Genomic DNA, 18115 nt, shown 5'->3' with positions numbered 1-18115 from the left:
GTGGACGGGATCGGCGACGGGCTCCTCCTCGTCCTCGTCGAGCAGCTCGAAGATCCGCCCGGGCCGAGGCGAGCACCGACTGCAGGAGGGTGGACATCGCCGTGACCTGGTTCACCGGCTGCCCGAACTGCAGGCAGTACTGGATGAACGCCTGCACGTCGCCGACCGACAGCGCGCCGGCCGCCACCCTCAGGCCGCCGATGACCGCGACGAGCACGTAGTTGAGGTTCATGACGAGCGACATCGACGGGCCGATCAGGCTGGACAGCAGTTGTGCCCGGAACCCCGCGCGGAACACCGCGTCGTTGCGCTCGCCGAACTCCCGTACGGCCTGGAGTCGCCGGCCGAAGACCCTGACCAGGGCGTGCCCGGTGTAGGTCTCCTCGACGTGCGCGTTGAGCCGGCCCGTGGCCGCGAACTGCTCGGCGAACCTCGGCTGCGCCCGCCTGCCGGCCGCCCTGGCCGCCACGACGGACAGCGGCACCATGACCATGGAGACCAGGGCGAGCAGCGGCGAGGTCCACACCATCATCGCCAGCACGCCGACGAGCGTGAGCAGCGCGGTGACCGCCACGCTGAGCACCTGCTGCAGCGTCTGGCCGACGTTGTCGACGTCGTTGGTGGCGCGGGAGAGCACGTCGCCCCGCTGCCGCCCGTCGAAGTAGGCCAGCGGCAGCCGCGCGAGCTTGGCCTGGGTCCGCTCCCGCAGCCGGAAGACCAGCCGCTGCGCGATGGTCGCGGTCGTCCGCTGCTGGATGAAGGAGAGGAGGAACGCGGCCAGGTAGCAGGCGAGGGCGGCCAGCAGCACCCGGCCGGTCGCGGCGAAGTCCACCCGGCTGTGCCCGGACACGGCCGACAGCACCAGGTCGGTGGCCGCGCCGAGCAGCCGGGGGACGGCCACGGTCAGGGCCACGGCGCCGGCCGCGCAGGCCAGGGCTGCCACGGCGAGCGGGAGTTCGGGGCGGGCGGTCTCCAGCAGACGCCGGACGGCGCCTCGCTTCCGGGCTGTCATGCGGCCACCTCCTGGCCTGTCTGGGAGAACACGATCTCGCGGTAGGCGGGGCACGAGGCCATCAGCTCCTCGTGGGTTCCGGACCCGGCGACGCGGCCCTCGTCGAGCACCACCACCCGGTCGGCGTGCCGGGTCGAGGAGATCCGCTGGGCGACCAGGACGACGGCGACGTCGCGGGTCTCCCGCGCCAGCGCGTCGGCGAGCGCCCGCTCGGTGACCGGGTCGAGCGCGGAGAACGGGTCGTCGAGCAGCAGCACCCGGGGACGGGCGACCAGGGCGCGCGCCACCGTCAGGCGCTGCCGCTGGCCGCCGGACAGCGACGCGCCGCCCTGCCCGAGCGGTGTCTCCAGGCCCTCCGGCAACGCCTCCACGAAGTCGCGGGCCTGCGCGACCTCCAGCGCGTGCCACAGTTCGGCGTCCGTCGCCTCGGGCCTGCCGTACCTGAGGTTGCCGGCGATGGTCCCGGAGAACAGGTACGCCCGCTGCGGCACCAGCCCGACGACGCCGGCCGGCTCCTCCGGGGGCAGTGACGCGACGTCCGTCCCGTCCAGGAGCACCCGCCCGCCGGTCGGGTCGAGCAGCCGGGCCACGAGGTTCAGCAGGGTCGTCTTGCCCGAGCCGGTGGAGCCGACGACCGCGACGGTCTCGCCGGGGCGGACCAGGAGGTTCACGCCCCGCAGCACCGGATCTTCGGCCCCCGGATAGCGCACGTGCGCGTCGCGGACCTCCACCTCTCCCTGCCAAATCCGGCCCCGCCAGGTCAGATCGGTTCCGCCCGGTGACGCGAGGTCGGTTGCCGTGTCCACCACCTCACGGATCCGCAGGGCGGAGACCCGGGCGCGCGGCGCGGCCAGGACGGTGAAGGTCGCGAGCAGGGCGGACCCCAGGATCACGGCCAGGTAGTTCAGGAACGCCACCAGCGAGCCCACCTGGGTGACGCCGTCGTCGACGAGGTGCCCGCCGTACCAGACGACCGCCACCCCACAGAGGTTGCCGATCAGCATCCCGGCGGGATACATCACGGCCGTCAGCCGCGCCGCCCGTACGGCCGCGTTCAGCAGCGCGTCGTTGGCCTCGGCGAACCGGGCGCGTTCGCGTTCCTCGGCGGCGAACGCCCGGACCACCCGGACCCCGGCGATCTGCTCGCGCACCAGCCGGTTGACCTGGTCGACGCCGCGCTGCGTCACCTGCGACAGCGGGGTGAGCCGGTGCAGGATCGCCCACAGGACGGCCGACAGCGCCGGCAGCGCGACCAGCAACAGCGTGGACAGGCGCAGGTCCTGCCGCAGCGCCATGGCCACCCCGCCGAGGAAGATCATGGGCGTGGCGGCCAGGCCGGTCAGCCCCATGAAGACCAGCGTCTGCACCTGCTGCACGTCGCCGACCGTGCGGGTGATCAGGGACGGCACTCCGAAGCGGCCCACGTCCCGGGAGGAGAACGACTGAACCTTCGCGTAGACCGCCGCGCGCAGGTCGTGACCGACGGCGGTCGCGGTCCTGGCGGCGAGAACGCCCACCACGGCCGAGCACAGGACCTGTGCCAGCGTCCCGGCCACCATGACGCCGCCCAGGCGCAGGATCAGCCCGGTGTCGCCGCGCAGCACGCCGTCGTCGATGAGCGTGGCGTTGAACGTGGGCAGCAGGAGGGCGGCGAGCGCCTGCGCGACCTGGAGCACGGCGATCAGGGCGACGGCGCCGCGCCGGGAACGCAGGCTGGAGCGGAGCAGGGAGCCCATCTCAGCCCCCGTACGGCCGGGCGGCCCGCGCGTCGCGCAGGGCCCGGCCGAACCAGACGAGCTCGTCGAGCATGACCTTGGCGGCGCCCTCCGGGCCCGCGGGGTCCTTCGGCCAGTTCCCCTCCGCGTCGAACAGCCTCCAGGGGCTCTGGAAGGCGACGGAGTCGCGGATCGTCACCGCGTGCAGCTCGGCGAAGACCAGCCGGAGCTGCTCGACGGCCCGCAGGCCGCTGGACATGCCGCCGTAGCAGACGAACCCGACGGGCTTGGCCGCCCACTCCTGGTGGTAGCTGTCGATCATCAGTTTGAGCGCGGCCGGGAAACTGCGGTTGTACTCCGGGGTCACGACGACGAAGGCGTCCGCCGCCTCCACCCGGGGCCGCAGCCCGACGACCTCCTCCGGCTTCTCCCCGCCCAAGTGGCCGCGCAGCCCGTCGGGAAGCCGGGTCTCGGCCAGGTCGATCACGTCGAGCGCGACGTCGTCGCGCCGCTCCGCCTGACCGGCGAGCCAGTTCGCGACAAGGGGCGCCACCCTCCCGTCCCGGACGCTGCCGATGATCATCGCCACATTGAGCCGGTCTTCTCCGGACATGGTTCCTCCATGAGGTGAGTACACCGTACGCAACGAGTACACCGTACGCGCCGATGCGTACGACGTACAAGCCCGAGTACGATGTACACACCGAACCGGGAGGAGCACGACGATGGCCGGGAAGAAAGCGGACGGCACTGCCGGCGACACAGGGGACGGCGCCCACGAGTCCATCTGGCAGCGGATGGAGCGCCCCGCCCGGCCTCCCCGCGCGGCGCTGACCCACGCGCAGATCGCCGCGGCGGCAGTGGAGATCGCGGACGCCGAGGGGCTCGACGCGGTGTCGATGCGCCGGCTGGCCGAGCGGCTCGGCGTCGCCACCATGGGCCTCTACCGCTATGTGCGCGGCAAGGACGACGTGATCGAGCTGATGGTGGACGCGGTCTACGCCGAGGAGGCGGGGGTCGGCGACGGCGGCGACTGGCGGGAGGTCCTGCGCGTGTCCGCCCTGCGGCTGCGCGCCCTCATCCTGCGCCATCCCTGGCTGGTGGAGACCACGGCCCACACCGGGCTGCTGACCCCCAACTTCGTCGCGCGCACCGACCGGCTGCTCGCGTCGCTGGACGGCCTCGGCCTCGACGCCGACACGGCGATGACCGTCATCGGCACGGTCAGCGCGTTCGTCACCGGGGCGACCACCGCCCGGATCAGGATGGCCGGCCTGATGCGCAAGGAGGGCGCGGAGGAGATGGACGACCTGCGCACCCTCTACTCATCCCGGATGAGGTGGCTGCTGGAGTCGGGCCGCTATCCGGCGTTCGAGCGCTACATCCGCGGCGGCGTCAGGAAGGACGACGACGACTGGCAGTTCGAGCTGGGCCTGGAGAGCGTCCTCGACGGCATCGCGGCCCGGCTGGGCATCTGACGGGACGAGCGATGATCAATGGCCGGGTCCGCTGCCGGGCGTCACCTGAGTGGACACGGCCTCACCCCGAGGGGGTTCAGGCGAATTTCACCTCCAGCCTGATCCTCTGGTTGGTCCCGCTCTGCTCGAAGTCACAGGTGACCTGCGAGCCGAAGGTGGAGCCGCCGGTCTGCTTCACCTGCAGGGGGTAGATTTTCCCGCTGTCGGGGGAGTCGTAGGTCGCGGTGATCTCGTAGCGGCCCAGGGGCACATCGACCACCGCCCAGCCGCTGTCGGTGTAGACGGGCTCGCGGCCGGAGATGACCTTGCCCGTGCTGCCGTCGATCAGTGGGGTGACCGGGGTGAGCGTCAGCCGCACGTTCTCCTGGTCGATCACCTCCTCGGGCAGGTTGTCGAACCAGAGGTTCGTGGCGACCAGCCCGCCGTAGTAGCGGCCGTCGGCACCCGGACGCCTGCCGGTGATGCGCCAGGTGAAGTCGCGGACGGCTCCGGTGCTCGCCCGGAAGGAGTCGGTCGAGGAGGGCTCGAGGTCGAAGGTGTACCAGGAGCCGTGGTACTCGCGGGTCACCGATGCACTGGCCACCCAGGACGACGGCTCGTGCGGCAGCGGCGAGCTGTAGGCGCCGTTGTCGCCGCTGTGCAGCACGATGTCGCTGTTGTAGTAGCGCTGGTCTTTCACCACGACCTTGACGCCCTCGATCGGCTCGCCCGCCGAGTTCACCACCTTGCCCTTCACGATGTAGTGCTCTGCGGCGTCGGCTGAACCGGTCGTGTCGGTCATGTCGGCCGCGTCCGGCTCGGACGCGACCGCGCCCGGGGTGCAGCCGAGCGCCGCGCTCAGGGCGAGCGCCGTCCCCGTCCTGGCCAGGATCGACCATGGTGTGGTTTCCCTCATGCGTGTGTTTCCCCTGTCAACTGACTCCGTTGCCCCGAATGAGGAGCAACAAGATCACTTTGACAGTGGGCGCTTGTAATCGGCTGGTATGTCCTTGTGGGACGGCCGTGCCGCCGATGCCGCGGCTCTCACCGGGCAGCATGACCCGCGCGTTCAGGAGCTGGGCGGGGGGATCGTCCGCTTCGTCGCCTCGTGGGCCCTGCGGACCATCTCGGCCCGGGGGAAGCCGCTGCGCTTGCGGGCCGTCTCCTCGTTGCCGCCCGCGATCCGGACGGGGCCGTCGGCGAGGTGCTCCAGGCCCTCGCGTGCCACGTCGTCGGGCTCGGCCACGTTGAGCCCGGGCAGGTCCATCCGCAGCCCCGCCCGTTCCATCGCCGGGGTGCGGGTGACGCCGAGAACGAGTTCGAGCACGTGCACGCCGTGCTCGCCCAGCTCCAGCCACAGTCCCTCGGCGAAGACGCGGCTGAACGCCTTGACCGCCGAGTAGACGCTGATCTGCGCCTGGCCCATGTACCCGGCGAGCGAGCCGACCAGGATGACGCCGCCGCGGCGGCGCTCGCGCATCAGCGCGCCGAAGTGGTGGGTGAGCGCGAGCTGGGCGGTGATGTTGAGGTCGACGACCCCTCGCACCCGGTCGAGGTCGCCGGTCACGAACTCGTGGCCGTAGCTGTTGGCGCCCGCGTTGAAGATCAGCAGGCCCACCTCGACGTCGTCGGTCACCGCGCGGACGGCCTTGACCGCACCCGGGTCGGTCAGGTCGAGCTCCAGCGTGCGGACCTCGACGCCCTTGGCCCTGACCTGCTCGGCCGTCTCGGCCAGCGGCCCGGGCTTGCGGGCGATGAGCACGAGGTTGAGCCCGGCGTCGGCGAGCCGGTGGGCGAACGACGCGCCCACTCCCTCGGATCCGCCCGCGACGACGGCCCAGGGGCCGTACACGTTCTTGTCGATCACGATTCCTCCGGTACGGCGATCTCGCCGTCGAGCGCGGCCTGGACGATGGAGTCCCGCAGCGTCGCGCAGCCGGGGAAGACTCCTGGTCCGGCGGCGCTGCGCTCCTGGCAGGTCCCGGCCGCCTCGGCGTTCCACTGGACGCTGGTCTGGTGCCAGCTCGCCTTGCGCACCTCGACCCCGGCGCCGCACCGCTGGCAGGTCAGCGGCTGCATGGGCGCGTCGAGCAGCCGGTTGTCCGGGCGGATCGTCATGCGGGCCGGCCCGTGCTTGCCGAAAGCTCCGCGGCCCTGCGGGCGAGGTTCTCCTCGACCTCCCTCTTCCACGCCTCGACCGGGCGGGTGGTGTCGAGCTCGAACTCGAAGCGCTCCACCATCTCCGGCCTGACGTCGGCGACGTCCACGTAGAACTGCTCGTACCAGCGGCGCAGCTGGTAGACCGGCCCGTCCTCCTCGCACAGCAGCGGGTTGTCGATGCGGGCCTTGTTCTTCCAGATCTGCACGTCCTGGTCGAAGCCCTTGAGGATGAAGGAGCTCATCCTCCTGGCCATCTCGTCGGCCGCGGGCCCGGAGAGCTTGTCGGTGCGCTGCACGATGATCCCCGAGTGCAGCACGAACGAGTTCGCGTCGATCGGGTAGTGCGCGTTGATCAGGACCGAGTTGATGTCCATGGTGTCGTAGTGGTAGGTCAACTCGTCGATCATGAACGACGGCCCGTGGTACGACGCCACCGAGTCGTTGCCGAGCATCTTCGGCTCGCCGTCCTTCGCGGGCGGGCGGGTGTCCTGGCGGCCGGTGCCCTTCATGATCTGCGTGGCGACGTGGCCCTCGAAGATGTTCTTGAAGTACGTCGGGAACGAGTAGTGGACGTAGAAGAAGTGCGCCATGTCGACGACGTTGTCCACGACCTCGCGGCAGTTGGTGTTCACGATGGTCTCGGTCCAGACCCAGTCGGTCCAGTCGTCCCGCGTCGCGCCCTCGATCCGGGGGATCGTGACCTCCGGCGGCGGCGGGTTGCCCTCCGGGTCGTTCCACACGAACAGCAGGCCGTCCTGGTCCATGGTGGTCCAGGCCGCGGTGCGGGCGCGCAGCGGGACCCGGCGCGAATAGGGGATCTTCTTGCAGCGGCCGTCGCCGCCCCAGCGCCAGTCGTGGAACGGGCAGGCGATCTCGTCGCCCTTGATCGTGCCCTGCGACAGATCGCCGCCCATGTGCCGGCAGTAGGCGTCGAGCACGTTGAGCCTGCCGTCGCCGCTCTGGAAGACCACGAGCTTCTGGCCGAAGGCGTCGACCGTGTGCGGCTTGCCGTCCTTGAACTTCTCCGACAGGCCCAGGCAGTGCCAGCCCCGGGCGAACCGGGTGGGCACCGCCTCCGCCTCGATCCTGCGGATGCCGTCGTTCCCGGCTTCTGCTGCAGTCACCTTGATCCGACCCTTCAGGACGCACGTTCTCTCAGTCCGCCAACGTAGGAGTTGCGGGAGGCCGCCGGACGGCGAGTCCCATTGGCCGGGAGTGTTCTGACATGCGTTCATCCGCGCCGCGCACCATCATGGACGGCATCTGACCGACGAGCGCGACACGGAGGACTCCCACATGAGCAACGAGGTCCTGGACGCGGTTCGCACGCTGCTGCCGAAGATCGCCGAACGGGCCCGGTCCACGGACGAGGACCGGCGGGTTCCGGCGGAGTCGATCAGGGAGCTGGTCCAGGCCGGGGTCTTCCGGATGCTGCAGCCCAAGAGGTACGGCGGTGTGGAAAGCGATCCGGTGCGCTTCTACGAGGTGGTCAGGGAGATCTCGGCGGTGTGCGGGTCCACCGGCTGGACCGTCTCCGTCCTCGGCGTTCACCCCTGGCAGCTCGCCCTGTTCGACGAGGCCGCCCAGGACGAGGTGTGGGGGAGCGACCCGGACGCGCTGATCTCCTCGTCGTACGCGCCGGTCGGGCGGCTCGTCCCGGTCGAGGGCGGTTACCGGCTGTCCGGCCGGTGGAGGTTCTCCTCCGGCTGCGAGCACGCCTCGTGGGCGCTGGTCGGCGGGCTCGTCCTCGGCGACCAGGGCAGGCCGGTGGACTTCATGACCGTGCTGGTGCCCCGCGTGGACTACCTCATCGCGGACGTGTGGGACGTCATCGGGCTGCGCGGCACCGCCAGCAACGACATCGTCGTCGAGGACGCCTTCGTGCCCGCGCATCGGGTGGTGCGCAACTACGAGCTCGCGCAGCTTCGCGGTCCCGGCCAGAAGGTGAACACCGGCCCGCTCTACCGCATCCCGTTCGGCGCCGTGTTCACCACCACGATCACCGCTCCGGTCATCGGGATGGCCGCCGGCTGCTACCGGTCGTACGTGACCGCGATGCGCGACCGCGTACGGCTCAGCCTGGGCGGCGGCCGGTTCGCCGAGGACCAGTTCGCGCAGGTCGCCGTCGCCCGGGCGGCGTCGGAGATCGACGCGGCGATCCTGCAGACCGACCGCAACGTGCGGGAGATGTACGAGCACGCGGTGCGGGGCGAGACGATCCCGGTGGAGCTGCGGCTGCGGGTGCGCAGGGACCAGGTGCGCGCCACCGAGCGGGCGCTGGAGGCGATCGACATCCTGTTCAAGACGGCCGGGGGCAACTCCCTCAGCCGGGGCAACCCCATCGAGCGGGCCTGGCGCGACGCTCACGCGGGCAGCGTCCACGTCGCCAACGACGTCGAGCGGGCCCTCGCGATGTACGGCAAGGGCGAGTTCGGCCTGACCGTCGAGGACAACCTGATCTGACGGAAGACGAGGGGGCCCGGACGAGCCGCGTCAACCGGCCATGTCCCGGGCGGCCCGGTAGGCGAAGACCATGGCCGAGCCGATCGGGACGCCGGGGCCCGGGTAGCGGCGCCCGGAGAACGAGGCGCTGGTGTTGCCCGCGGCGTACAGGCCGGGGATCGGCCGCCCGTCCCCGTCGAGCACCCGTCCGTCGGGGTCGGTGCGCAGGCCGCCCTTGGTGCCGAGGTCGCTGAGCACCACCCGCGCGGCGTAGTAGGGCGGCGTGTCCACCGGGACCAGGCACGGGTTCGGCCGGTCTCCCGCCCTGCCCGCGAAGAACAGGTCGTAGGGGTCCTCGCCGCGGTGGAAGTCCTCGTCCACGCCGGTCGCGGCGAAGCCGTTGAACCGCTCGACGGTGTCCGTGAGCGCCTCGCCCGGCACGCCGATCAGGTCCGCCAGCTCGGCCAGGCTCTCGGCGCGCACCCAGGTGCCGGCCTCGAGGTGCTCCTCGGCGGGGCGCCCCGGCAGCGAGATCGCCGGGAGCCGCCCGCCCGAGCGGGAGTCGAAGATCAGATGAGCGGGCACGCGGCCGGGCGCCGCGATCATCTCGCGGCCCATGCGGTCGTACGGCAGCGACTCGTTGGCGAACCTGCGGCCCGACGCGTCGACCATGAGCCCGCCGTGGAAGCCCAGCGTGAAGGCCGCTCGGCCGTCCGGCAGCGCCACGCCCGGGCACCACCACGCCTCGTCCATGAGACCGGTCGCCGCGCCGATCGCGGCGGCGGCCCTGATCGGGTCGCCGGTGTTCGCGCCCGCCGGGGCCATCGACCACCCGGCGGCCCCCGGGACGCCGTGCTCGGCGCGCATCGCGGCGTCGCCCTCGAATCCGCCGGCGGCCAGCAGGACGCCCCTCGCGGCGCGCAGCCGTACGGTTCCGTCCGCGGTCGCGGCCTCCACGCCGGTCACCCGGCCGTCCTCGACGACGAGCCGGGTCAGCGCGGTGCCGGTGCGCACGCTGCCGTTCCCGGTGTTCGTGAGGGCGAGCAGCAGGCGGCCGATCAGGGCCCGTCCGGCGGACAGAGGCCCCTCGGCGTGGCCCAGGCCCGCGCGGTCGCGGTCCACCGGGGGCCGGACCAGGGCGGCGAGGTCGCCGAGCCGCTCGGCCGGCAGGTCCAGCGGCACGAACGAGCGACCGGCGTCGAGCCGCCCAGGCGCCGGGAAGTAGTCGGGGAAGGCCCGCCACTCGAACTCGACCGCCGGGTCGCGCTCCAGGAACTCGGCCACCTCGGGCGCGGTCGCGAGGAACGCCTCCCGCCGGTGGGCCTCCGCCTCGCCAAGCAGCGCGACGAGGTAGGCGCGGGCCGACTCCGCCGAGTCGCCGATCCCGGCGCGGCGCTGCACCTGCGTGCCGGGCAGCCAGACGGCCGCGCCGGAGTAGGCGGACGTGCCGCCGAGCAGCGCCGTCTTCTCCAGCACGACCGCGCGCAGCCCCGCGGCGGCCGCGGCCAGCGCACCGGTCATGGCGCCGGCGCCCGACCCGGCCACCACCACGTCGTACTCGTCGTCCCAGGCCTGCCCGCCCGCCATGCCGCGCCTCCTGTCGTCCCTGCGCTGTCACCGCTGCTCGTGGGTGCGTACAGGCAAGCGCAGCCGGACGCGGGCCAGGCCCGCTCGTCCCACTGAGTGGTATGAACCAGTGGCCGGTGCGTCCATGCGGCTGTGTATCGTCGTTGCGGAACACGAACGGTCAGGGGGAGACGTGCCGAGGATCGCCGAGGTCAGGGCGCCGGCGGAGCCGAACTCGCCGGAGCAGCGCGCCCGGCACCTGCGAATCCTGCGGGCCGCCGCGCGCATGGGCGCCGAGAAGGGGCTCGAGCGCGTCCAGATGCACGAGGTGGCCAAGGAGGCCGGGGTCGCGATCGCCACGCTGTACCGGTACTTCCCCTCGAAGACGCACCTGTTCACCGCGGTGATGGCCGAGCGGATCGACCGGTTCGACGAGAGTGTCCCGCCTCCGAAGCCGGGCACCGCGCCGGAGGACGCCGTCGCCGACGTGCTGGTGCTGGCCAGCAGGCAGTTGCTGAGCCGGCCCACGCTGGCGACCGCGATGCTGCAGTGCGCGAACTCGGCCAACGCCGCCGCGGTGGCCGACGCCGGCCGGATCGACACGACGTTCCGGCAGATCGTCCTGCGAACGCTCGGCATCGCCGAGCCCACCGTCATGGACGTCACGCTGATCCGGCTGCTCATGCAGTGCTGGTATGGCGTGCTGCAGTCGAGCCTGAACGGCCGGGCGTCGGTCCCCGACACCGAAAGCGACATCCGGATCGCCTGCCGGCTGCTGCTCGCGTCCCGCTCGAACGCCTCCCGCTGACGCTTCACACTGGATCGCCATGGGCAGGTTCGAGCGGACGCTCGGCTCGCCGTCCGATGCGCCCCCACGCCGGGATACTAGTATGAATTCTAGTCCAGGGCTCATGACCGTCTTGCCTGTGGACGAGGCCGTGGACCGCTGAGCGGGACCGAACTGTTGTCGGCTACAGAAATGATTTCTAGTCTCTCCCCATGACGTTGAACGTGGCATCCCTGTTCGAGGCCGTCGCCGCGGCGCGGGCTGCGTCGCCCAGCGGCAAGGCCGACTAGCGGTGGGCCAAGAACGTGCTTTCAACGAATACGAGGAGGAACGATGGCTGAGGCCGTGATCGTCGACGCGGTGCGCACACCGGTCGGCAAGCGCTACGGCACCCTGTCCGGGCTGCACCCGGCCGAACTGCTCGGCGCGGTGCACCGCGCCCTGATCGAGCGCGGCGGCCTCGCCCCCGAGGCGGTCGAGCAGGTGATCGGCGGCTGCGTCACCCAGGCGGGGGAGCAGGCCAACAACGTCACCCGCCAGGCGTGGCTGCACGCCGGCCTGCCGTACGGCACGGCGTGCACGTCGATCGACTGCGCGTGCGGGTCCGGCCAGCAGGCGGTCCACCTGGTGGCCGGGCTGATCGCGGCCGGCGCGATCGACGTCGGCATCGGCTGCGGGGTCGAGGCGATGAGCCGGGTCTTCCTCGGCGCGGCGGTCACCCCGGAGGCCGGCAGCCCGTTCCCGCCGTCGTGGTCGCTGGACATGCCCGACCAGTTCACCGCGGCCGAGCGGATCGCGCGGCGGCGCGGCATCACCCGCGAGGACGCCGACGCGTTCGGCCTGCGCTCCCAGGGGCGCGCGGCGTGGGCGTGGGCGGAGGGCAGGTTCGACGGACAGGTCCTCGCGGTCGAGGCGCCCGTGATGGGGCCGGAGGGCCCGACGGGGGAGACCGCTGTCGTCACCAGGGATCAGGGGCTGCGCGAGACCAGCATGGAAGCCCTGGGAAGGTTGCAGCCGGTGATACCGGAGGGCATCCACACCGCGGGCAACTCCTCGCAGATCAGCGACGGCGCGGCCGGCGTGCTGCTGATGAGCGCGGACCGGGCGCGCGATCTCGGCCTGCGCCCGCGGGCGCGCATCGTCGCCTCCGGCATGGTCGGCTCCGACCCCTACTACCACCTCGACGGACCGATCGACGCGACCCGGCACGTGCTGGGAAGGGCGGGCATGAAGCTGTCCGACGTCGACCTCGTCGAGATCAACGAGGCGTTCGCCTCGGTCGTGCTCTCCTGGGCGCGGGAGCTCGACGCCGACATGGACAAGGTCAACGTGAACGGCGGCGCGATCGCGCTCGGCCACGCCGTCGGCTCCACCGGCTCCCGCCTGATCACGCAGGCGCTGTACGAGCTGGAGCGCACCGGCGGCTCGACCGCCCTCGTCACCATGTGCGCGGGCGGCGCCCACGCCACGGCCACCATCATCGAGCGGATCTGAGGGAGCATGTCGATCGGACTGACCGACGAGCAGCGCGACCTGCGCGACGCCGTACGCGCCTTCGCGGCCCGGCACGTGACGCCGGGCGTGGTGCGGCAGGCGGTGGACGCCGAGCACGAGGAGCTGCCGAAGTTCTGGCCGTTGCTGGCCGAGCAGGGACTGCTCGGGCTGCACCTGCCCGAGGAGGCGGGCGGGGCGGGCTCCGGCCTGCTCGAACTCGCCGTCGTGGTGGAGGAGCTGGGCCGGGCGATGGTCCCCGGGCCGTTCCTGCCCACGGTGCTCGCCGGCGCCGTGCTGGCCCGCGCCGGGCACACGGCCCACCTGGCGGCGCTGGCCGGAGGGCAGAGGACCGCCGCGGTCGGGCTGCGGCCGGGCGGGCTCACCCTCACCCGCGGCGCGAACGGGGAGGCCGAGGTCCGCGGGGTCTCCGAGCCGGTCATCGGCGGCCACGTCGCCGACCTGTTCGTGCTGCCCGCGGCCGACGGGACCGGCACGGCCTGGGTCGTGCTGCCGCGCGAGGCGGTGGAGACCGAGGACCTGCCCGGCCACGACCTGACCCGCCGCCCCTCGCGGGTGCGCGCCGACGGCGTCGCGGCCGAGACGTTGTCCGGCCTCGCCGACGGCGCCGTGCTCGACCTGGCCGCCACGCTGTTCGCGGCCGAGGCGTCCGGCCTGGCCGACTGGGCGACCGCCACCGCCGCGGAGTACGCGAAGGTGCGCCACCAGTTCGGCCGCCCGATCGGCCAGTTCCAGGGCGTCAAGCACCGCTGCGCGCGGATGCTGACCCGAGCCGAGCAGGCCCGGGTATGTGCCTGGGACGCGGCCCGGGCTCTCGACGAGGTCGACGCCTCTTCCGGTGAGGCGGCGCTGGCCGCGGCGGTCGCCGGGGCGACCAGCGTGGAGGCGGCCTTCTCCGTCACCAAGGACTGCATCCAGACGCTGGGCGGCATCGGCTTCACCTGGGAGCACGACGCCGGCCTGTACCTGCGCCGGGCGCAGACGCTGCGCATCACGCTCGGCTCGGTCTCGTGGTGGCGCCGCAGGGTGGCCCGGCTCACCCTGGACGGCGTGCGCCGCCAGCTCGGCGTCGAGCTGCCGCAGCGGGCCGAGCGGATCCGCGCGGGGGTGCGTGCAGAGCTGCGGCCCGCCCTCGATCTCGACGGACGGGACCGGCTGAAGTATCTGGCCGAGCACGGCTACACCGCGCCGCACCTGCCCGGGCCCTGGGGGAAGGGCGCCGACGCGGTCACCCAGCTCGTGATCGCCGAGGAGATGAGGGCCGCCGGGCTGCGCGCGGCCGACATGGTCATCGGCGCCTGGGTGGTGCCGACCCTGATCGCCCACGGCAGCCCCCAGCAGCAGGGGCGGTTCCTGCCGCAGACGCTGCGCGGCGACCTGGTGTGGTGCCAGCTGTTCAGCGAGCCGGGCGCGGGCTCCGACCTGGCGGCCCTCAGCACGCGGGCGGAGAAGGTCGAGGGCGGCTGGAAGATCAACGGCCAGAAGGTCTGGACGTCGATGGCCCGCGAGGCGCAGTGGGGCATCCTGCTGGCCCGCACCGACCCGTCCGCCCCCAAGCACAAGGGCCTGTCGTACTTCCTGCTCGACATGTCCAGCCCCGGGATCGACATCCGGCCGCTGCGCGAGCTGACCGGCGAGGCGCTGTTCAACGAGGTGTTCCTCGACGACGTGTTCGTGCCCGACGAGATGCTCGTCGCGCAGCCGGGGGACGGCTGGACGCTGGCCCGCACGACGCTGGCCAACGAGCGGGTCTCGCTGTCGCACGACTCCTCGCTCGGCAGCGGCGGCGAGGCGCTGCTCCACATCGCCGCCGAACGGCCGGACGAGATGGACGACGAGCGGCTGACCCGGCTCGGCGGCATCCTGTGCGACGCACAGTCCGGCGCCCTGTTCGCCCTGCGGACCACGCTGCGGTCGCTCACCGGGCAGCAGCCCGGCGCGGAGTCCAGCGTGGCCAAGCTGATCGGCGTCGAGCACGTGCAGGAGGTCTGGGAGACCGCCATGGACTGGATCGGCCCGGAGTCCCTGACCGGCGAGGGGATGAGCCGGCGGTCCGACCCCACGTTGCGCTTCCTCAGCTCCCGCTGCATGTCGATCGCCGGGGGCACCACCGACGTGCAGCTCAACATCATCGGCGAGCGCCTGCTCGGGCTGCCTCGCGACCCGGAGGTCAGGGCGTGAGCGGCCCCCGCCAGGTCGAGGGCACGGAGGACTGAGAAGCATGCCGATCGACCTCGACAAGGCCACGGGTGCGCCGCCGGCCACCCGGGAGATCGCCTGGACCAGCAGGGAGGTGCTGCTCTACCACCTCAGCCTGGGCGCCGGGGCGGACGCCGGCGCCGATCCCGAGCTGGCCTACACCTACGAGCGCGGTCTGCGCGTGCTGCCCACCTTCGCCATGGTCGCCGGGCAGGGCATCTCGGCGGGCGAGCGCCCGCCGACCGCGATGAGCATGCCCGGCATCGACATCGACCTGCGCAGGATCCTGCACGCCGGGCAGGCGCTCACCGTGCACCGTCCGCTGCCCGCGGCCGGCGAGGCCGTCGTGTCATCCCGGGTCGCGAACATCTGGGACAAGGGCAAGGCCGCGCTGATCGAGATGGAGCAGGCGGCGGCCGATCCCGCGGGAGACCCGCTCTGGACCACGACCATGCGGATCTGGGCGCGCGGCGAGGGCGGCTTCGGCGGCGAGCCGGGCCCGGAGACCCCGTGGACGGAGCCCGGCCGGGAGCCCGACCTCGTGCTCGACTCGCCGACCACCCCCGGGCAGGCCCTGCTCTACCGGCTCAACGGCGACCTCAACCCGCTGCACGCCGACCCCGCCTTCGCGCGGGCGGCCGGCTTCGACCGCCCGATCCTGCACGGCCTCGCGTCGTACGGCATAGTGGCGAAGGCGCTGGCGGACGGCGTCCTCGGCGGTGACGCGACCAGGCTGACCGGGCTGTCGGTGCGCTTCGCCGGGGTGCTGTTCCCCGGCGAGACGATCCGGACCACCGTCTGGCACGAGGGCGACCGGCTGGTGTTCCGATCGACCTGCCCCGAGCGCGGCGACGCTGCCGTGCTCACCCACGCGACAGCGGAGACTGCATCATGACGGAGACCCGGATCGACCGTACGGAGCTGACGGCGACCCCGAACAACGAGGGCGTGGACGCGGCGGTCGCCGCGGCCCGCCGGGTGATCGACGCGCTGCTGCACTCGGGCGACATGTCGGCGGTCGAGATGACCCAGGTCGCCGAGCAGCTGAACGCCGTGGCCGACCACCTACAGGCGCACGCCCCCACAGTCGGGGAGCGCATGGTCAACATGTGGCGGGGGGAGGGCGTGACCCGGCACGACCCGGTGACCGGGCCGGAGAACGCGATCGCCCCGCCGCTGCACCTGTACGGCAGGGAGGACGGGTCGATCGAGGGCGAGGTCGTGCTGGGCATGCCCTACCAGGGGCCTCCCGGGTGCGTGCACGGCGGGGTGTCGGCGCTGCTGCTCGACCACACGCTGGGCGTCGCGAACCACTGGGCCGGGGCCTCCGGGATGACGGCCCAGCTGACCCTCCGCTACCACCGGGTCACCCCGCTGTTCGAGCCGCTGACCGTGACCGGCCGGCAGACCTCCGTGGACGGGCGCAAGATCTACACCGCCGGGGCGATCAGCGCGGGCGGCCAGGTGTGCGTCAGCGCCGAGGGCCTGTTCATCGACAAGCAGCTCGCCCGGCCCCGCTGACCCGGCCGCCTGGGGAAGCGCTCTCACAGGACGGGCGGCAGGCGCGAGGGCGTCTCAGGAGTCGGCGATGCCGAACTCGCGCCTGACCTCCTGGCGGATCACCTTGCCTGTGGCGTTGCGCGGCAGCGCCTCGGTCGTGATCCGCCACCGCGACGGCACCTTGAAGTAGGCGAGCCGGTCGCTCAGGTGCGCCCGCAGGTCGTCCTCGCCCACGTCCTGCCGGGCCTCGGTGACGACCACGGCCACGACCTCCTGGCCGAGGTCGGGGTGCGGGGCGCCGAGCACGACGCACTCCACCACCGCCGGGTGCTCGGCCAGCGCGTTCTCGATCTCAGCGGGGTAGACGTTCTCGCCGCCCCGGATGATCAGATCGGAGCGGCGGGTGCTCAGGCGCAGCCGCCCGTCCTCGATCACCCCGATGTCGCCGGTGTGCAGCCACCGGTCCTCCCGCACGGCCTGCGCGGTCGCCTCCGGGTCCCGCCAGTAGCCGAGCATGTTGAACGGGCTGCGGACGCAGACCTCGCCTTCCTCGCCCTCCGGCACCGGCTTGCCCTCGGGGTCGCGGATCTCCAGCCGTACGGTGGCGATCGGGCGGCCCAGGGTTCCGGGGGCCTGCTCCAGGTCGGCCGGGGTGGCGACGGAGATCGCGGTGGACGACTCGGTCAGGCCGTAGCTGTCCACCAGGGACTGCCGGGCGACCGGGAACGCCTCGCGCAGCCGCTGCTTGAACGCGGGGGAGGACGGCGCCGAGGCCAGCGCGAAGGCGGTCAGCGACGACAGGTCGTAGCCCGACAGGTCGCCGTGCTCGATCAGGCGGTTCGCCATCGTCGGCACCGCGCCCCAGTTGGTGACCCGCTCCCGCTCGATGAGCCGCAGCACGCGGTCCACGTCGAAGGCGCCCAGGTGCATCACGACGGCGCTGCCGGTCGCGAGGCGGGGCACCACGAGGTTGTGCAGGCTCGCGATGTGGAACAGCGGCAGCGCCAGCAGGTAGCGCCGGTCCGCCGGGTCCGTCGGGTCGCCGAACGCCTGGGCCAGCGCGTCGTTCATCCGGTGGTATTCGACGACGGAGGTGAGGTTGCGGTGGGTGTGGACCGCGCCCTTGGGACGTCCAGAGGTGCCGCTGGTGTAGATGATCACCGCCGGGTCGTCCTCGGCGGCGGGATGCGGGGCCAGGGGCGCGTCCGGATACCGCTCGACCAGCCGGGGCACGTCCTCCTCCAGGGTCAGCACCGTCGTGCGCCCCCGGGGCGTGAGCGCGGCCCGCCTGGCGTCCACGATCAGCACCTTCGGCTCGGTGTGGCCCAGGGCGTACTCGATCTCGTGCCGCGACCACCAGGCGTTGTACGCGACCGCGATGGCGCCGGCGGCCACCGCCGCCCAGAACGAGACGATCCAGTCGGGGTGGTTGGCCGCGTTGATCGCGACGCGGTCGCCGGGGCGCACACCGTGCTCCTCGCGCAACGCGGCGGCGAGCGAGGCGGCCCGCCGCGCGTGCCCGGCGAAGCTCAGCCGCCCGCCGGCGGTCACGATGTAGTCGCGGTCGCCGTACGCCGCCGAGGCGGTGAGCACCTCGCCGAGGTTGCGGCGGCGGTTCTTGAACACGGTCATGCGGGAGCCGAGGACGTCCTCCTCGGCCAGCTCGAACTCGCCGCCCGGGCCGGTGAGGCGGCCGATGACGGCCGCCGCCGCGAGCCTCGGATCTGTCGACATATCAAGTTCCCTTCAGTCCCCGGATGCTCCG

16 protein-coding genes and 1 pseudogene are annotated in these 18115 nt (G+C 72.6%); 8 read left to right on the top strand and 9 right to left on the bottom strand.

Features of this window, described 5'->3' with window-relative positions:
- Positions 1 to 89 precede the first annotated feature (89 nt).
- Positions 90 to 221, top strand: a complete 132-nt coding sequence (locus ABZ857_RS08250; protein WP_357039493.1) for a hypothetical protein — start codon at positions 90 to 92, stop codon at positions 219 to 221.
- Here the strand turns inward: ABZ857_RS08250 and ABZ857_RS08245 are convergent.
- The 3 genes and pseudogenes from ABZ857_RS08245 to ABZ857_RS08235 all read right to left on the bottom strand — a co-directional run.
- Positions 173 to 1012: pseudogene (locus ABZ857_RS08245) on the bottom strand (ABC transporter ATP-binding protein); the annotation flags it as partial. The gene ABZ857_RS08250 and the pseudogene ABZ857_RS08245 sit on opposite strands and share 49 nt — an antisense overlap.
- The gene (locus ABZ857_RS08240) at positions 1009 to 2748 is read right to left on the bottom strand and encodes an ABC transporter ATP-binding protein (RefSeq protein ID WP_357039490.1); all 1740 of its coding nucleotides are present in this window, start codon (positions 2746 to 2748) and stop codon (positions 1009 to 1011) included. The gene ABZ857_RS08240 and the pseudogene ABZ857_RS08245, both read right to left, overlap by 4 nt.
- Position 2749: 1 nt before the next feature.
- On the bottom strand, positions 2750 to 3340 hold the full coding sequence (locus ABZ857_RS08235) for an NAD(P)H-dependent oxidoreductase (protein ID WP_357039487.1): 591 nt from the start codon (positions 3338 to 3340) through the stop codon (positions 2750 to 2752).
- Positions 3341 to 3452: 112 nt separating this feature from the next.
- Here ABZ857_RS08235 and ABZ857_RS08230 point away from each other — a divergent pair, with 112 nt between their 5' ends.
- Positions 3453 to 4205, top strand: a complete 753-nt coding sequence (locus tag ABZ857_RS08230) for a TetR/AcrR family transcriptional regulator (protein ID WP_357039484.1) — start codon at positions 3453 to 3455, stop codon at positions 4203 to 4205.
- 76 nt (positions 4206 to 4281) lie between these two features.
- Here ABZ857_RS08230 and ABZ857_RS08225 read toward each other — a convergent pair whose 3' ends face one another.
- The 4 genes from ABZ857_RS08225 to ABZ857_RS08210 form a co-directional block, all read right to left on the bottom strand.
- Positions 4282 to 5100 carry a hypothetical protein gene (locus ABZ857_RS08225; RefSeq protein WP_357039481.1) on the bottom strand — a complete coding sequence of 273 codons (819 nt, stop codon included), beginning with the start codon at positions 5098 to 5100 and terminating at the stop codon, positions 4282 to 4284.
- Positions 5101 to 5253: 153 nt separating this feature from the next.
- On the bottom strand, positions 5254 to 6051 hold the full coding sequence (locus ABZ857_RS08220) for an SDR family NAD(P)-dependent oxidoreductase (RefSeq protein WP_357039478.1): 798 nt from the start codon (positions 6049 to 6051) through the stop codon (positions 5254 to 5256).
- Positions 6048 to 6302 (bottom strand): ferredoxin, encoded by a 255-nt coding sequence (locus ABZ857_RS08215; RefSeq protein ID WP_357039475.1) that lies wholly within the window; start codon positions 6300 to 6302, stop codon positions 6048 to 6050. Before ABZ857_RS08215 ends, ABZ857_RS08220 begins: the two co-directional genes overlap by 4 nt.
- Positions 6299 to 7468 (bottom strand): Rieske 2Fe-2S domain-containing protein, encoded by a 1170-nt coding sequence (locus ABZ857_RS08210; protein ID WP_357039472.1) that lies wholly within the window; start codon positions 7466 to 7468, stop codon positions 6299 to 6301. The genes ABZ857_RS08215 and ABZ857_RS08210 overlap by 4 nt, the downstream gene beginning before the upstream one ends.
- 172 nt (positions 7469 to 7640) lie before the next feature.
- On the opposite strand from ABZ857_RS08210, the gene hsaA reads away from it, so the two are divergent.
- On the top strand, positions 7641 to 8807 hold the full coding sequence (gene hsaA, locus ABZ857_RS08205; protein ID WP_357039469.1) for a 3-hydroxy-9,10-secoandrosta-1,3,5(10)-triene-9,17-dione monooxygenase oxygenase subunit: 1167 nt from the start codon (positions 7641 to 7643) through the stop codon (positions 8805 to 8807).
- 30 nt (positions 8808 to 8837) lie between these two features.
- Here hsaA and ABZ857_RS08200 read toward each other — a convergent pair whose 3' ends face one another.
- Positions 8838 to 10373: an FAD-binding protein gene (locus ABZ857_RS08200; RefSeq protein WP_357039466.1), complete on the bottom strand. Its 1536-nt coding sequence runs from the start codon at positions 10371 to 10373 to the stop codon at positions 8838 to 8840.
- A gap of 172 nt (positions 10374 to 10545) precedes the next feature.
- On the opposite strand from ABZ857_RS08200, the gene ABZ857_RS08195 reads away from it, so the two are divergent.
- From ABZ857_RS08195 to ABZ857_RS08175, 5 genes are all read left to right on the top strand, one after another.
- On the top strand, positions 10546 to 11160 hold the full coding sequence (locus ABZ857_RS08195; RefSeq protein WP_357039463.1) for a TetR family transcriptional regulator: 615 nt from the start codon (positions 10546 to 10548) through the stop codon (positions 11158 to 11160).
- A 312-nt stretch (positions 11161 to 11472) separates the two neighbouring features.
- On the top strand, positions 11473 to 12633 hold the full coding sequence (locus ABZ857_RS08190) for a steroid 3-ketoacyl-CoA thiolase (RefSeq protein WP_357039460.1): 1161 nt from the start codon (positions 11473 to 11475) through the stop codon (positions 12631 to 12633).
- A 6-nt stretch (positions 12634 to 12639) separates the two neighbouring features.
- Positions 12640 to 14832: an acyl-CoA dehydrogenase gene (locus tag ABZ857_RS08185; protein ID WP_357039457.1), complete on the top strand. Its 2193-nt coding sequence runs from the start codon at positions 12640 to 12642 to the stop codon at positions 14830 to 14832.
- A 40-nt stretch (positions 14833 to 14872) separates the two neighbouring features.
- Positions 14873 to 15745 carry a MaoC/PaaZ C-terminal domain-containing protein gene (locus ABZ857_RS08180; protein WP_357039454.1) on the top strand — a complete coding sequence of 291 codons (873 nt, stop codon included), beginning with the start codon at positions 14873 to 14875 and terminating at the stop codon, positions 15743 to 15745.
- Complete coding sequence (locus tag ABZ857_RS08175) at positions 15742 to 16371, top strand: PaaI family thioesterase (RefSeq protein WP_357039452.1); 630 nt, start codon at positions 15742 to 15744, stop codon at positions 16369 to 16371. The genes ABZ857_RS08180 and ABZ857_RS08175 overlap by 4 nt, the downstream gene beginning before the upstream one ends.
- A 54-nt stretch (positions 16372 to 16425) precedes the next feature.
- Here the strand turns inward: ABZ857_RS08175 and ABZ857_RS08170 are convergent, their stop codons facing one another.
- Complete coding sequence (locus ABZ857_RS08170) at positions 16426 to 18084, bottom strand: class I adenylate-forming enzyme family protein (protein WP_357039449.1); 1659 nt, start codon at positions 18082 to 18084, stop codon at positions 16426 to 16428.
- Positions 18085 to 18115: the final 31 nt, after the last annotated feature.

The organism is Microbispora sp. NPDC046933, from assembly GCF_040644635.1.
Classification (GTDB): domain Bacteria; phylum Actinomycetota; class Actinomycetes; order Streptosporangiales; family Streptosporangiaceae; genus Microbispora.
The sequence above is the reverse complement of the archived record's forward strand: the minus strand, read 5'-3'. Positions and strand labels throughout refer to the sequence as shown.